Raw genomic sequence first — 16526 nt, 5'->3', positions numbered from 1 at the left:
TTCAGATAGACGTTTTCAGCAGTCACGAGCCCCCCCCCCAAAAAAACCAAAGAATCTCACTCACAAGTGCCGCATAGCACCCGCCCGACTAGCGTCGAGCGGCGAAAAACTCAGCGAGCAGCCGCGCGCAGTCCGCTTCGCGCACGCCGCCGACCACCTCGGGAACATGGCCGATATGCGGATCGCGGGGAATGTCCCACACCGAGCCGCAGGCACCGAGCTTGGCATCCCATGCGCCGAACACGATGCGTCCGATGTGGGTCTGCACGCATGCGCCGGCACACATCGGGCACGGCTCCAACGTGACGATCAGCGTGCAATCGGCGAGATTCCAGCCGCCAAGCCGATGCGCAGCCGCACGCATCGCCACCACCTCGGCGTGGGCGAGCGGATCAGCCACCGGATCAGCCTCGGCTTCGCGCACAACGGCGGCGGCAGCAGCGGGCACGCGCGCACCGACAACCCGGCCGCGCGCGTTGCAGCCCTCGCCCACCACCATGCCGGAAGCATCCAGTACGACCGCTCCCACCGGGACCTCACCATCGGCAGCCGCTTCGGCCGCGAGCGCCAACGCGCGCCGCATCGCTTCGTCATCACTCATGTCTGTCAGTCTACGCGACGATTCGCTTGGCACCTCGCCCAACACCGCACCCGACGCTGCGCTCGGCACAGCACCCGGCACAGCGCCCGCCAACCAGCCCGGCAATCCGCCGCGCACGTAATCCGCCGACCATTGCTGCAAATGTTCGCCAATCGTTACGGCGCGGCACCGCATCGATGGTAGTCTGTTGGCGTCGGGGAGCAGAACAACGAGGGAAGCAGGAGCATCATGGCGATTTTCCAACTGATTCTGTGCATCATCGCCGCCGTGGTGCTCTCCTCGTTCATCAGTCGTTTCATCCCCAAGGTATCCACGCCGCTGGTGCAGATCGTGCTCGGCGCGATCGCATCCCAGCTGCCGTTCTTTCCCGAGGTGACGCTCAGCCCTGAACTGTTCATGGTGCTGTTCATCGCTCCGCTGCTGTATTTGGAGGCGCATGAGATCGACAAAAGCGCGCTGCTGCGCACACTGAAGATCTCGCTGTCGCTGGCGATCGGTCTGGCAATCGCCACGATGATCGCCGTGGGAGCGGCGCTGCACGCGCTCTGGCCGACGATCTCGCTGGCCGCGGCGCTTGCCTTGGGCGCCGCGCTTGGGCCGACCGATGCCGTGGCGGTCAGCTCGCTGGGCCGCGAGGCGTCGCTGACACAGCGGCAGCTGGGTGTGCTCAAAGGCGAGTCGCTGTTCAACGACGCTTCCGGCATCGTCGGATTCCAGTTCGCGATCGCGGCGGCGGTGACCGGCCGTTTCGAGGTCGGCGAGGCGGCGAACGAACTGGTGACGAGTTTCGTCGGCGGCGCGCTGTTCGGCCTGATGATCGGGCTCGTCGCCAACTGGCTGTTTGAGACGATTCGCTCGTTCGGCTGGGAGACGACCACCACGCGCATCCTCATGGAGCTGTTTCTGCCGTTTCTGCTGTATCTTGCGGCGGAGGACCTCGGTCATGTCTCCGGCATACTCGCGGTGGTCGCCGCCGGCTTGTTCATGCGATTCGACCGCACAGGGATCGGCCCGAACGTGGCGCGGACGAACATTGTGTCGACCAGCGTATGGGGGGTGCTTTCGTTCACGCTCAACGGTTCCGTGTTCATTCTGCTGGGCATGCTGCTGCCGGATGCGATGGGCGCCAGTTGGCAGGACCCGACCGTGGATAACGCGATGCTGATCGGAGCCATTGCGCTGGTGTCGCTGGTCGTGGTGGCGATGCGATTTGTGTGGGTGTATGCGATGCTGCGACTGGTGCGCGACGAAGCCACGCGGATGCGTCGGCCGATGAGCGCCAGCCGCATCCGTTCGGCAGCGGTCATGACCTTCGGCGGGCCGAAAGGCACCATCACGCTGTCGCTGATGTTCACCATCCCCTATTTTGTGGCGAGCGGCGAAATGTTCCCGATGCGCGACGAGCTGATCTTCATCGCCGCCGGCGTCATCATCGTGACGCTGCTGCTCGCCAACTTCATGCTGCCGCTGATCGCACCCAATCGCAATGGCGACGCATCGCAGGAGATCAATGAGATCACCATCGAGGTGCTGCGACGAACCGTGGAGGAGCTCACCGGACGAGTCACCCCGGACAACCGTCGTGCGCTGCTCATGGTGATCGACTCGTATACCAAGCGCATCACGCGGCTCAAGCAGCGTACCGGCGAACTCGATCCGCAGGGCTACGCGCAGCTGCAGATCGACGCGCTCGGCTGGGAGAAGGACTATGTCAAGCAGCGTCTTGCAGCCAGCAAGCAGCGAGTAGCGCAGACGGCGAATGCCGGCGCGGCGGACGGTGCCGCGACCGAGCGAGGACTGGAGATCGAGGCGTGCGAGCGACTGCTCGACCAGATCATGAACTCGCTGCGCCACATCAGCGTTGAACGCAACTCCGGTGGCGCGCTCTGGCAGATTCGCGGACGTTCGCGAGCGCTGCAGCGACGCGTGATGACGTTGGCGAGGCGCGCTTGGAGCAAGCTTCGACGCACCACGCCGCTGGTCAGCGACGACGAGATCTTCGCGCATATGCGTATCGTGCAGCTGGGCGCGATCGAGCACGTCATCGACCGCCTGTACGAGGAGATGGGACGCAGCGCCTACAACACCGAGCACTGCTCGGCGCTGCTGCTCGACTATCGACGGGCCGAAGCGGCGCTGCGAGCGCGACCGAACATGGGAGTCAGCGCGAAGGCGATCGAACAGGCGGAAACCGCGAAGCGCGAAAGCTACGCGATCGAGCTCGGCATCATCCAGGATATGGTCGAGGCGGGCGACATCACCAGGGCGCAGGCGCGAACGCTGCGGCGCAACGTGTACGTGATGAGCGTGGACGCGGATAGCAGCCTGTAGCGCGCTGGCCCGGGCGCGATCAGAGCAGACCGGAGGAGATGTCGTTCGTCAGCAGCCAATCGCGCAGATCGGCGAACTCCTCCATGCTCACCGCATGGTCCAGCGTGCGGTATCCCTTGGAAGTGAGCCAGGTATGCTCTTCAAGCCATGCCGCCGCAGCGAACAGCTCGTACTTCGGAATCACCGCATCGTTGCGGCCATAGGCGAAAAACACCGGAATATCGTATTGGTCCAGTCGATCATCAGCCGGAGCGGTACCCGTGACGCCGCCCGGCGCAATGAATCCGGACAAGGCGACGGCCGCGCGATATCGCTGCGGATTGATGCGTAGCAGGTGGACGGCCAGCGCGGCGCCCTGCGCGAAGCCGAGCGGCACCACGGCACGATCGGCCGGAATATTGGCAGCCACCCAGTCATTGATGGCCGATGCCGCGCGGAACGCCTCGCGGTCGAGATCGTCGCCGAACGGCTGGCGTGCCGTAAACCAACTGAACGCTTGCCGATGGCGGTATGGCAGCGACGACGCAGCGCCGGCATCGGCAGCGGGGGCGGCGCTGGCTGCGGTGACGGCAGCATGGGCTGCACTGGAGGCGGCGGCCGCAGGCGATTGCGGCTCCACCGACGATTGCGCAGCCGCCGACGAATCCACCGACGATCGCGCCGACGCGGTTGGCAGTTCGTAGGGGGCACGCAGCGAGACGAAGTCGTTATAAGGCGCGATATAGCGCATGATATCGGCCATGTCGTCCTCGTTCGCTCCCCAGCCGTGCAGACAGAGGAACAGCGGATGCGTCGGGGCGACCGCGCCGCCGCCGCGCGAATAGCGGACGTGGCGGATACGACCGGCGTCTGGGCTGGTTTCGATGCGGCCCTGCCGTTCGCGCGCGGGAAGATCGCCAGAGGCATCGCCGGGAAACTCGCCGGGATAATAAGCGCTCGCTGCTGCATCCATGCGCTCACTATACGTTGACGCCGCGCTATGGGAGCGACGTTTCCCGAACTGCGGGACTGCGCGGCTGCACGACTGCGGGACGAATAGCGGCGTGCGCGGCGCTGCTGGGAGGAAGCGAAAAAGAAACCCCGGCGGGGTGACCGCCGGGGCAGAGAAAGGAGAGAGAAGAAGAAAGGGGTTCAGTTTTCGGGAACCAGCTGCGGTTCCTGTTCAGCTCCAGCTGACAGTTATTATGAAACCACCGGTTTCTTGGCACAACACTGACGTTTTCTGAAAATACTCTGTGAGTCCGAGCGGTCCACATCTGAACGATCCCCAGCTCGGGTCATTCCGGGCGGTCACAGGGAGCGGGTTCAGCCACGGGGAGCGGGTTCGGCCACGGGGAGCGGGGCACGCCACGTGACTGGAGTTTCGTCGCGCGACGGTAGGCTGGAATACAGTATGGAAATGGCTACGGTTGCAGAGCATAGTGCACAATCATGGCCAGCGTCCGCCACCGACACCAAGGAGAAGTCATGCTGCTGTCCGATCGCGATATCCTCGCCGCCAAGGCCGACGGCCATATCTCGCTCGATCCCTGGACCCCGGAAATGGTGCAGCCCGCCTCAATCGACGTGCGTCTGGACCGCTTCTTCCGCCTGTTCAACAACCACGCCTACACCTATGTGGACCCGGCGGAAAACCAAGGTGCGCTCACCGAACAGTTCGAGGTGAAGTCCGACGAGCCGTGGATTCTGCATCCGGGCGAATTCGCGCTCGGCTCAACGTGGGAGTACGTCAAACTCGACGCCACGATCGCCGCACGGCTCGAAGGCAAAAGCTCGCTCGGCCGGCTTGGCATCCTCACGCATTCGACGGCCGGATTCATCGACCCCGGCTTTGAAGGGCACATCACCCTTGAGCTGAGCAACGTGTCGACGCTGCCGGTCAAGCTGTGGCCCGGCATGAAGATCGGTCAGATGTGCTTCTTCCAGCTGAGCTCCCCGGCCGAACACCCATATGGCTCCAAAGGCACCGGCTCGCACTATCAGGGTCAGCGTGGCCCCACCCCCAGCCGCTCGTACATCAACTTCTACAAGGCCGACGTCAACGACTGACCGGCCTTCGGTCACAGGGAGCGCCCGCGCCCTGTGACCGATGTATTATAAATGTTGATAAATCAAGGGTTTTGCAGGGTGGTCACAAGGAGCGGGGCGCTCCCTGTGACCAGGGTTGCATACGGTCGCGCAATCATATACGAGTTGTTCAATAGACAGCGCGCAAGGCGGAGCGCTATCATATTCGTAATAATTCAATGAGGATTATGCAAATGAGAAATCGCGAAGGGGAATTTCATGTCCAACAACGAATACCAGCCCACGCCACCGTCCGGACAACAGCCCTACGACCCGAATCAGTATCAGCAGTATCCACAGCAGCCGAACGGCGGCGGATATGCTCAGCCGTACGCGCAGCAGCCCGCACCCAACCAACAGTATCCGCAGCAGAACCCCTACGCAGGACCGCAGGAATTCCAACCGGGAACCGCGCCGACGCAGGCGCTCCCCGTTCAGTCGATGCCGCCCACGGAAACCATGCCGACGCAGGCGCTGCCCACACAGTCGTGGCCGCAGCCCAACCAGCCGACCGGTAACGACGGATACCAGTTCGACAATCAGAACAACGCATACGGCAACGGTCCGGAATTCGGGCAGAACGGGCCGAACGCGGAATATCAGCCCGGGCAGCCGTACTCTTCCTACGCGCAGGGCGGGGCTGCGCCTGTCGCGCCGGGAGCAGCGGGAGCTGCGGAAGCGGCAGGAGCGGCAGGAGCGTCCGCGTATGGCGCGCCAGACCAGTCAACGGTACTCGATCCGCAGATGTCGTTCAACGGGCCGCAGGGCCAGAATGCGCCCAATGGGGCGGCATATGGGCAGCCTGCGTTCGGCGGAGAGCCGAATCCGCCGTATGGCCCGCAAGGACCGCAGGGGTACGGTCCGCAGGGGCCGCAGGGGCCGCAATACGGTGGCGCACCGTTTGCACAGCAGCCGCAGAAGAGCAACACCGGCAAGATCGTGGCCATTGTGGTGGCGATCGTGGCGGTGATCGCGATCATCGCCGGCGTGACCTGGTATCTCGTCGCCAACAACAAGGGCAAGGACGAGGCGAAGAACTCCACCACCCAGTCGCAGACGACGAACAAGAACAACGGCGGCAATTCCAACAATTCCAACAATGGCGGTTCGGATTCCGACAGCAACTCCAACAACAAATCCGACAACAGCAACAGCTCGAACAACTCCAGCGGCAAGATGTACTCGTCGATGGAGGAGTATGTGAAGTCGCCGGAAGTCAAGCAAGAGCTTGAATCGCAGATGGGTGAATCCGGCACCTCCGGCATGAAGATGAGCGTGGAGGCGGATGGTGACACGCTCGTGATGAACATGACCGTTCCCGACTCCTATGCGTCCGATTCGATGGATGATGTCTACAACAGCTCCAGCATCAAGCGCATGTACGGCACACTTGCGAAGACTCTGGATCGTCTGGTCGCGACGAAGTCCGGCGCGAAGATCCGCCTGCACATGGTCACGGAAAGCGGCAAGACGGTGACGGACACGACGTACACTCCCGCCGATGCGGACACGTCGGATTCGTCGTCCGACGATTCGTCGAACCCGTTCAGCTCCGACCCGTGGGGCTCGTCGTCGGATTCGTCAAATTCGTCTGACTCGTCAAACGACTGACAGACACTGAATCGCAGCAGCTGAACTGCCAAACCTGAGTTCGGTTACAGCAAGGAAAGTCGGTTACAGCAAGGAACAGAATTCCCGGTACGGAAATGCTTCCGTCCCGGGAATTCTTATGTTCAGTTTATGGTGCTATCTCAGGCGAGCTGCTTTAGGCGAGCTGCTTGCGGCTGTCAACCGCGCGCATGATCGCCTTGTAGATCTCGGAGGCGACGAGCACCACGGCCGCAAGGCAGATGCACTCGATCCACGCCGTGAAGTCAAGCGGCGTCGTGCCGAAGGCCTCGTTGAGGAACGGCACATAGATCACCACGACCTGAAGCAGAATCGAAATGCCGATCGCACCCCACAGCCACTTGTTCGAGAACAGGCCAACGAACGCCGACTGGCGGGCCGAACGCGAGGCGATCGCGTTGAACAGCTGCGCGAACACGAGGATCGTGAAGCCCATCGTGCGGGCCTCCACCATTTGCGCATCGTGGCCGAGCGCGTCGACGGAACGGTCGGTGAACAGGCCGCCGGCGAGGTGCATATCCATGCCGATCAGCGTCACGGCGGCCATGATCAGACCGATGAACGCGATGTCAACCCACATGTCCTTGTCGATCACGCGGTCGGTCAGGCGACGCGGCCTGCGAGCCATCACATCGTCGGTCTGCGGGTCGACACCCATCGCGAGCGCCGGCGCGGCATCGGTGAGCAGGTTGATCCACAACAACTGCGTGGCGAGCAGCGGCACGGTGACGCCTGCAGAGCCAGGCTGGGTGATGCCGAGCACACCTGCGAGCATGACGCCGCCGAACACGGTGAACACCTCGCCCACGTTGGAACTCAGCAGGTAGCGCAGGAACTTGCGAATGTTGTCGAAGATCACGCGGCCTTCGCGCACAGCGGCGACGATGGTGGAGAAGTTGTCGTCCGCGAGAATCATCTTCGCGGATTCCTTCGTGACCTCGGTGCCGGTGATGCCCATCGCCACGCCGATGTCGGCGGATTTGACGGCCGGGGCGTCGTTGACGCCGTCGCCGGTCATGGCGGCGATGTTGCCCTGGCGCTGCAGCGATTCGACGATCTTGAGCTTGTGCTCGGGAGCGACGCGCGCGTAGACGGACACTTCGGAGGTCGCCTTGTCGAATGCGTCGTCGCCCTGCGCGGCCAATGCGTCGAGCTGGTCGCCGGTAAGGGCCTTGCCGCCCTTGTCGATGATGCCCAGATCGGTGGCGATGCGCGCGGCGGTCAGCGGGTGGTCGCCGGTGATCATGACCGTGCGGATGCCGGCGCGATGCGCTTCGGCGACCGAGTCACGCACTTCGGTGCGCGGCGGATCGATGATGCCGACCATGCCGGCCCAGATCAGGTCGGATTCGATCGTATCGGACTGTTCGGCGATATCGGTCACCTGTCCGGCGGCGTTCGCCTTGATGCCCGGCACTGCGGCCAGCGAGGACACACCCAGCGGACGATAGGCCTGACCCAAGGTACGGTAGGCTTCGCTGGACAGCTTTTCGACGGTCGCCAGAATCGTCTGACGGTCGCCTTCGGTGAGCGGACGGACCGCGCCGCCGACGGCGATGCGCGTGCAGTAGCTGAGCAGCACGTCGGGAGCGCCCTTGGCGAAGACGGTCAGGTTGCCGGCGTCGGCGTTGTCCTTGGCGACGATCGCCATGCGCTTGCGCTCGGAGGTGAACGGAACCTCGGCCACGCGCTCGAAGTTCGCATACTTGCGATCGGCGTGCACCTTGCGGGCGGCGACGATCAGCGAAACCTCGGTCGGATCGCCGATTGCGGTCCACTTTCCGCCTTCCTGACGAAGATCGCCGTCATTGGCAAGCGTGCCGGCACCCAGCGTCGCCATCACTTCAGTGGAGACGTCGACGGGAACGGCAAGATCGCCGTCAGCCGCGCCGACCATGACCATGCGGCCTTCCGGCGCGTAGCCGGTGCCGGTGATCTGAACCTCGCCGGACGGCGTGACCACACGCTCGACGGTCATCTCGTTGCGCGTGAGCGTACCGGTCTTGTCGGAGCAGATCACGGATGCGGAGCCAAGCGTTTCGACGGAGGACAGCTTCTTGACGATCGCGTTGTGCTTGGCCATGCGCTGCACGCCAAGCGCGAGCACCACGGTCAGGATTGCGGCCAGGCCCTCCGGCACGGCGGCGACGGCCAGCGAAACGGCCAGCAGCAGCGAATCGATGATGTCGTGCACGGAGTGGAAGCCCTGCGTGATGGCGAGTGCCGCAAGCACAACCACGGCGATAATACACACGGCGAGGCCGAGGATCTTGGAAACGTGAGCCATTTCCTTCTGTAGCGGCGTGGCTTCGTCGTCGGTGGCGGCGAGCATGTCGGCGATCTTGCCGACCTGCGTGTTCATGCCGGTGCCGGTGACGATCGCACGGCCGGTGCCCTGCGTGACGGACGTGCCGTTGAAGATCATGTTGGACCGATCGCCCAGCGCCTTGGCTTCGGCGAGTGTCTCGGGCTTCTTGCCGACCGGCACCGATTCGCCGGTCAGGCTCGCCTCGGCGATGCGCAGCGACGCGGCGGCGAACAGGCGGCCGTCCGCCGAAACCGTGTCGCCTTCGCCGAGTACGACGATATCGCCCGGCACGACCTCGGTGGTGTTGATATGCATGACTTTGCCGTCACGCAGCACCGCGGTCTGCGGCGCGGTCATCTGCGCGAGCGCGGCCACGGCCTGTTCGGCGCGGGCCTCCTGAATGTAGCCGAGCACGGCGTTGACGATCAGAATGAGCACGATCACCAGAGCGTCGAACGGCACCGGCTCGCCGGCCCCCGGCGTGTTGGCGCGTTCGATGAACCATGCGACCACCGAGATCGCGGTGGCGACGAGCAGCAGATAGACGAGCGGGTCCTGGAACTGCGCCAGGAACTTCTTCCACTTCGGCACCGGCGGCGCGCTGGCCAGCTCATTGGGGCCGAACTTCTCCAGACGACGCTTCGCCTCGGCGGCGGTCAGGCCGGTGGCGGTATCGACGTTCAGCGCCTTGGCGACCTCGGCCGCATCGGTCAGCGACGGGTCGGCATCCTTCAGCAGCGCCTGCTGGGCGCGCACTTCCTCTGAAACGGCATCCTCACTCATCGTGGACGCCTTGGATTGATCCTTCGTACGATCAACCATGATGATTCTCCTTGGTATAGCCGCGGAGTAGTCAGCCCTCGCAGCGTCGCGAGTTCGTCCCCTCCCCCGGTCGGCCGCGGCAAGACTGCGCGGTTATGGGCACCGGACGCAAACGCGTCAGATGCGTACGATGACATTATTTCATAACCCCTGTGACGCGCCACGGACACGCGTGGGCATGTCGTCCGGTTTTCACGATTCGCCAACAAACAGGCGTTATCAACAATCAGCAACCAATAATCAGCAATCAGCAATCCGAGGAATCATCCTCGCAATCACCAATCACAGGAGCAGCATCACAGGAATCATCCCATAATAATCAGGCCGCCGGCATCCTGCACGTGTCCGCCTTCGGCAAGATACGCCTTCAGCCGACGCTGCAGACTGCTGCGCTCCGGCAATTCGTCGATGGCGAGCGAATCGGCGCCCCAGCCGAACACGCGCTCAATGATCATCGGATGGGCGGCATGGATCGGATAGCGCAGGAATCGCCGCATAAACCGCACGATATTGCCGTCGGCCGGGCAGAACCGCTCCAAGGCGGCATCCATCAGCCAGCTGTCGCATACGCCCACAACGGTTCCTCTGCCGAGCCGACCGAGTCGACGGGAAGCCTCAGCAAGCGATTGCGTGACTTCATCGTCATCCAACGGGCCGTCTGCGGGAATATGAATGCCAGTCACCGTCATTCCCGGCGCCAGCAGCAGTTCGACATCATGCAGATCGATCCGCACTGGATCGCGCGTGACAACGCCGCGAACGGGATCGACCCGATTGCCGGTCACCACGCCGTCGAGCGATTCCAGACGGGTCACGAACCCAGCCGAATCAGCCGAATCAGCCGAATCGGCTGCCACAGCCGAACCATGCGCGCAATCCGCCGAACCATGCACGCAATCCGCGGCCGGCCTACCATCAGCACCCTCATGCTGGCCGCCGAGCGCAAGAATCGTCAACGCGTCGCTGACCAGATCGCGATACACGACATACGGGTCGGTGAACACCTTCGTTTCGTACTGCAACCGACCGAACCGCAGAATCCGGCCAGTCAGCGACAGCAGATTCCATTCGGTCTCGCCGATGCCGTCGCGGCCGTACCGCTGCCGATACACCTGCGCCCATATGGAGAAATCGCGCAGCGTCGCCTCGACCACGTCATCCTGCACCCCGGCGGCAAGCATGCGCTTGACGGAATACGGAAGGCACTCGACCATGACCGCAGCCAGCGCCATGTCAACCGCGCCCGGCTGGAACACCAGCATATACGACCGGATGCGGGCGCACTGCTCGGCCGCGGAACGCGCGTCCCGATCGCGAATCACCATGGTGCGGGCCTCGTCGAGCATCGCCCCGCCGAGCATATCGCCACGCAGCCAGTCAAGCGCAATGCGCGCCTGCTCGTAGAAATCGCGCGTCATGCCGAAATAGCGTGCGCACAAAGCGAAATCGTTGTCATTACCGTCGTTGACATATACGCCGTCTATCGTAAAACCGCCACTGCTACTGCTGATGCCACTCATCTTCCAACCCCCTGCCATGTGCCAACGTCTTCGTTTGCACCTTCGTCCATGATACGTTGCGGCCTGAGACAACAGCGGCTGACATGCCTCATATATGGTGCAAATGCACGCCTGCACGGCGAGTCGGCGTAGCGGCGGGGCGGCGGGGATTTGCGGATGCGCGCGGATTTGGGTTGGGGGTCTGGGACAATGGCACCTATGGTTATGAAAAAAGGACCGACCAAGGGGTCGGGTGGCAAGCATCGCAATAAGCTGAGGGGCCGCGGGCCGACGCCCAAGGCCGAGGATCGCGTGTATCACAAGGCGCACGCGGCAAAGCAGGCCGCCGAACGGCGCATGCGTTCGGATCCGCGTCTGGCGGCGCGGCGTCGCGCGGACAAGTTCGCATCAGCCGACACCACCGATCTGGTGTTCGGCCGCAATTCGGTGCTCGAAGCGCTGCGCGTCGGCGTTCCCGCCACCACGCTGTACATTCTTTCGCGCATCGAGCACGACGATCGCACCCGCGAAATCGTGAAGATCGCCGGCGCCAACGGGCTGCACATGCTTGAGGCGGACCGCTTGGAGATGGATCGCATCGCGCGCTCCGGCAACCATCAGGGCGTGATTCTCAAGGTCGATCCGTATCAGTATTCGTCGCTGCACGATCTGGTGGAGCGCGCGGAGAAGAAGGCCGCGGCCATGGAAGCGGCATCGTCCGCCGCGGCTCGTATTGCGGCGCGACCACTGTTCATCGCTTTGGATGGCGTGACCGATCCGCAGAACCTCGGCGCGGTGATCCGCTCGGCGGCCGCGTTCGGCGCCAACGGCGTTATTCTGCCGGAGCGTCGCTCCGCCTCGGTGACGGCGGCCGCGTGGAAGGTGTCCGCAGGCGCTGCGGCGCATATGCCGGTCGCGCGCGTCGTGAATCTGACCAAGGCGATCGAGGGCATGAAGGAACGCGGCTACTACGTGGTCGGTCTCGACGGCGGCGGCGACAAGCTGGTCGGCGAAACCGGATTCGAAACCGATCCGCTGGTGGTGGTGCTCGGTTCCGAAGGCAGCGGGCTAAGTCGTCTGGTTCGCGAGGCATGTGATTCGATCGCGGGCATTCCGATTTCCAGCATGGTCGAGTCGCTGAACGCTTCGGTTGCCGCCGGCATCAGTCTGTATGCGGTGGCGCGCGCCCGTCGCGAAGCCGGCGCGAAGGCGTAATCGCCTGGATTGGTCGCCTGGGATGGCCGCTTGGATTGTGCGCTGGTTGCGCTGATCGCGCACAGGACACTGGCACAGGGCCCTGACACAGACCCTGACACAGCCACGCGATGAAAAAACAGGCCGATTTTTCATCGCGTGGCTACAAGCCGCACCAGACACGTCGCCAGGCATCCCCATGTAACCGGTCAAAACACGTCACGTGCGCGGTTTTCAACGCATCTTATATCCATGCGATCAATTGTGACCGATCACAAACGATTGCATGGCTGGCAACACACTCGCTTGCACTTGCTTTGCGCTAGGATTTTTCGGAATCCTCCTTGAGCTCGTAGAATCTTTGCGCTAAGCCTTGTCCCAGCGCAAGGATTCTACGAAGTTCCCCTTCTTTGCGAGAAATCCTTGCGCTAACGGCCCTCTTTGCGCAAGGATTTTACGAGATGGCCGTTTTCCCCGAGAAATCCTTGCGCTAAGAAAGGCGCTAAAGCAGCGCCCCTCTCGCGCCTCTCTCCAGTGCCAAACCATCGAACCCACGAAAACAGCAGAAGTCTCTGATTCGTCCATCGTTATCCATCGCCATGTTCCTTCCTAAGCCACACTTATTACGATAAGTGTGGCTTAGGAAGGAACATGGCGACCGACAGCCTCGAATAAACAGCTGCGTGATTCTGAGCGAGCGCCACGCTTTCAACGTCATTCTGAGCGAGCGCAGCGAGTCGAAGGACCTCAGCCTGCGCAATGGCAACACATGAGAGCCTTCGACCCCGCCCTGCGGACTCCTCTCAGAATGACAGTGGCATGATGACAGGGGTATTAGTGGCTCCACACCGCCGCGTCGGGATCGTCGTCGGGGTTGTAGTCGTCATCGTCCTTGAGATGAGCGGGATTGCCGTCCTCGTCGAACACGCCATTGTTGTAGGTGTTGAACGTGGCCTCGTCATCGACCACGCCGGCATCCGCTTCGGCGTTCAATTCCGCAACGGCCTTGGAATCCAGCTTGTAGTTCGGCAGCACCTGATCGATGTAGCTCGCCACGGCTTCGGCCATCGGCACATCATGCCCGGCCTTCTCCGCAAGGAACCAACGGTGGTCAAGCACCTCGTGGAAGAACTGCGCCGGCTCGATCTGCGAACGGTATTCGCGCGGAATCATGCGCACCGTCGGCTCATAGACCTCACGCATCCAATCGGTCGCCACGATCTCCAGATCCTCGCCCTCACGCCACGTCGAAGCACGGTAGGCATCCAGATCGTTCAAAAGCCGACGAGCCTGATTCTCCTGCACATCCAGGCCGGTAAGCCGCAGCAGCTTGCGCGACGCATATCCTGCATCGACCACGCGCGGGCGCACCAGCACGCGCTTGCCATCCTCGGCGGTTTTCATCTCCAGCTCGTCAACGTCAAAGCCCAGTTCATTGAGCTTGTTGACGCGCTTCTCGATCTTCCACATCTCGTCCGGGCCGAACTTGTCGGTATCGGTCAGCGCGCTCCACAGCGAGTGATAGCGCTCCACCAGTCGGTTGCCCACTTCGATCTCATCCACATCGCTGGGTAGCAGCCGACCGGAAGCCAGATCCATAAGCTCGCCGATAATGTTCGTGCGCGCCAGATCGATATCGTATTCACGCTGGCCTTCGGTCAGGTTCACATGCAGATCACCGGTCTCGGCATCGACCAGGAACGCGGAGAACGCGTCAGCATCACGCAAAAACAGCACGTTCGACAGCGACACATCACCCCAGTAGAAGCCGGCCAGATGCAGCCGCACCAGCAGCACGGCAAGCGCATCGATCAGTCGCTCAGCCGTGTCGGCACGCAGATTGCGGGCGAACAGCGCACGATACGGCAGCGAGAATTTGAGATGCCTGGTCACCAGAATCGATTCCAGCGGCTCACCATCCCGGGTATGCCGACCGGTCACCACGGCAATGGGCGTGACCGTGGGCAGCTCCAGCTTCTGCAGCCGCCGCAGCAGCTCATACTCGCGTTCGGCGACCTGCCTGGTGATCTCCTTCATCGCGTACACTTCGTCGCCGACGTGCACGAAACGCACCACATGTCGGGAGATGCCTCGCGGAAGGTTGGCGAGCAGTTCGGTCGGCCAAGTGGCGAGCGGCTTCTCCCACGGCAGCGTGAACATCTTGGGATTCGAGCTTGCGGCGGTGATCCGCAGCGCCTGCGGCTCGGGGTTGAGCGGCGATTCGTCCTCCACCTTCACCGAGGTGGCCTGTAGCGCGCGCGGGTCCATCTTTGGCATCTCAGTAACTTCCATATCAACAGATGCTACCAACAACCAAGAAAAACAGCAGGTTACGAACCGCCCTCCGCCCTCACGAGCGACCACCGCCCGGCGGGTGACAGGAGCTGCGGAACACAGTCAACGATCTTCCGTCGCGGGTCCATCGGCGCAGGGCAATGGGCACCGTTCAGGGCACTGGCATGTTGGTTGCCGATTGGCAACCAACCAGAAAACCATAAACGGCGGTATATCAACGATCCATACTTGGCCGATGGTTGCCAATTGGCAACCAATACGCCAGTGCAGCAAACACCAATGGCTCGCTCCCCCGCCCCGGCCCCGCTTCGCGGACCAGCACCACTCAGCCAATTACAAGACAGGCCATCGGCTTAGCCGAGGCTTAGCCGAGGATCGGAGGCCGCGTATAAAAACAAAAGGCCCCGCAGCTATGCGAGGCCTTTCGCGATTCGGCTAAAAGAGAGGAAGAAACCGAATCACATGGTTGGCGGAGCCGCAACACAACAGCAGCTCCGCCAAGTATCTACTAGTTGAGACGCAGCTCGGTCGACGGAGCGAACAGGTGCATCTTGGACGGATCGATCTTGATCTTGACGACCGCACCGATCTTCGGAAGCACGCGCGGGTTCACACGAATCGTGGTGAGCTTGTTCTGGTCGGACATGACCTGCGAGGCCTCAGCGGCGGAACCATCGGTGATGATGTTGCCGTAGATGTAGCCGTCGGAGCCCAGATCCTCGACGTTGACGACCTTCAGCGAGAAGGCGTTCGGATCGTCGGAGGCGGCCAGCGAGGCATCCTCGGGACGGAAGCCGACGACGATCTTGCCGCCGTCCTCCGGGGTGAGCTTGTTGACGGCCTCGGCCGGCAGATCCACGGTGTCCTCGCCGATCTTCGCCTTGCCGTTGACCACCGGGTGGGTGTTCAGGTTCATCGACGGGGAGCCGATGAAGCCGGCGACGAAGACGTTGGCCGGACGATCGTACAGCTCGGTCGGAGCGCCGACCTGCTGCAGGATGCCGAGCTTGATGACGGCAATGCGATCGCCCATCGTCAGAGCCTCGGTCTGATCGTGGGTCACGTACAGGGTGGTGACACCCAGCTGACGCTGCAGAGCGGCGATCTGGGTACGGGTCTGGACACGGAGCTTGGCGTCGAGGTTCGACAGCGGCTCATCCATGAGGAAGACCTTCGGCTGACGGACGATTGCACGGCCCATGGCGACACGCTGACGCTGGCCGCCGGACAGAGCCTTCGGCTTGCGGTCCAGGTACTCGGTCAGGTCGAGGATCTGAGCGGCCTTCTCGACGCGCTTGCGGATCTCCTCCTTCGGGGTGCCGGCGATCTTCAGGGCGAAGCCCATGTTGTCGGCGACGGTCATGTGCGGGTACAGCGCGTAGTTCTGGAAGACCATGGCGATGTCGCGGTCCTTCGGCTGCATCGTGGTGACATCCTTGCCACCGATGAGGATGCGGCCCTTGTTGACCTCTTCCAGGCCAGCGAGCATGCGCAGCGTGGTGGACTTACCGCAGCCGGAGGGGCCGACCAGCACCAGGAACTCGCCGTCCTTGATATCCAGATTCAGATCATCCACCGACGGCTTGTCGTTGCCCGGGTAGATACGAGTGACATGGTCGAAAACAACTTCTGCCATGATATTCATCCTTTCAGAGACAGGTACGTGTCTCACGATCCGTAGTAAAGGGATTACTTCGGTTGCCATGACCGGCGCCGCGCCGCCGCCCGCACCAATACGGACCGCAGCTCCTTGCAAACCACAGCGTTTACTTTTTTGCCG

General features: G+C 62.6%; 10 protein-coding genes. 4 read left to right on the top strand and 6 right to left on the bottom strand.

What is annotated here, in order from left to right; all coding sequences use genetic code 11:
* Positions 1-88: 88 nt before the first annotated feature.
* A complete protein-coding gene (locus EHS19_RS01180) occupies positions 89-601 on the bottom strand; it encodes a nucleoside deaminase (protein WP_151915956.1) in 513 nt (170 codons plus the stop codon).
* Positions 602-829: 228 nt separating this feature from the next.
* On the opposite strand from EHS19_RS01180, the gene EHS19_RS01175 reads away from it, so the two are divergent.
* Entirely contained in the window at positions 830-2932 is a 2103-nt protein-coding gene (locus EHS19_RS01175) for a cation:proton antiporter (protein ID WP_151915955.1), read from the top strand.
* A 19-nt stretch (positions 2933-2951) separates the two neighbouring features.
* Here EHS19_RS01175 and EHS19_RS01170 read toward each other — a convergent pair whose 3' ends face one another.
* Positions 2952-3884: an alpha/beta hydrolase gene (locus tag EHS19_RS01170; RefSeq protein ID WP_151915954.1), complete on the bottom strand. Its 933-nt coding sequence runs from the start codon at positions 3882-3884 to the stop codon at positions 2952-2954.
* A 515-nt stretch (positions 3885-4399) separates the two neighbouring features.
* On the opposite strand from EHS19_RS01170, the gene dcd reads away from it, so the two are divergent.
* Positions 4400-4981 carry a dCTP deaminase gene (gene dcd / locus EHS19_RS01165; RefSeq protein ID WP_151915953.1) on the top strand — a complete coding sequence of 194 codons (582 nt, stop codon included), beginning with the start codon at positions 4400-4402 and terminating at the stop codon, positions 4979-4981.
* 237 nt (positions 4982-5218) lie between these two features.
* Positions 5219-6610, top strand: a complete 1392-nt coding sequence (locus tag EHS19_RS01160) for a DUF4854 domain-containing protein (protein ID WP_151915952.1) — start codon at positions 5219-5221, stop codon at positions 6608-6610.
* Positions 6611-6764: 154 nt separating this feature from the next.
* Here EHS19_RS01160 and EHS19_RS01155 read toward each other — a convergent pair whose 3' ends face one another.
* Together EHS19_RS01155 and EHS19_RS01150 are read right to left on the bottom strand one after the other, a co-directional pair.
* Positions 6765-9758 (bottom strand): cation-translocating P-type ATPase, encoded by a 2994-nt coding sequence (locus tag EHS19_RS01155; protein ID WP_151915951.1) that lies wholly within the window; start codon positions 9756-9758, stop codon positions 6765-6767.
* 305 nt (positions 9759-10063) lie between these two features.
* The gene (locus EHS19_RS01150) at positions 10064-11278 is read right to left on the bottom strand and encodes an acyltransferase domain-containing protein (RefSeq protein WP_151915950.1); all 1215 of its coding nucleotides are present in this window, start codon (positions 11276-11278) and stop codon (positions 10064-10066) included.
* Between the two features lie 198 nt (positions 11279-11476).
* On the opposite strand from EHS19_RS01150, the gene rlmB reads away from it, so the two are divergent.
* The gene (gene rlmB / locus EHS19_RS01145) at positions 11477-12472 is read left to right on the top strand and encodes a 23S rRNA (guanosine(2251)-2'-O)-methyltransferase RlmB (protein WP_151915949.1); all 996 of its coding nucleotides are present in this window, start codon (positions 11477-11479) and stop codon (positions 12470-12472) included.
* Positions 12473-13285: 813 nt separating this feature from the next.
* Here the strand turns inward: rlmB and EHS19_RS01140 are convergent.
* Entirely contained in the window at positions 13286-14743 is a 1458-nt protein-coding gene (locus EHS19_RS01140) for a DUF4032 domain-containing protein (protein WP_151915948.1), read from the bottom strand.
* A 511-nt stretch (positions 14744-15254) separates the two neighbouring features.
* Entirely contained in the window at positions 15255-16382 is a 1128-nt protein-coding gene (locus EHS19_RS01135) for an ABC transporter ATP-binding protein (protein ID WP_151915947.1), read from the bottom strand.
* Positions 16383-16526 lie beyond the last annotated feature (144 nt).

Origin of the sequence: Bifidobacterium jacchi (assembly GCF_009078285.1) — a bacterium.
Taxonomy (GTDB): Bacteria; Actinomycetota; Actinomycetes; order Actinomycetales; family Bifidobacteriaceae; genus Bifidobacterium; species Bifidobacterium jacchi.
This window is presented reverse-complemented; position numbering and strand designations above follow the sequence as displayed.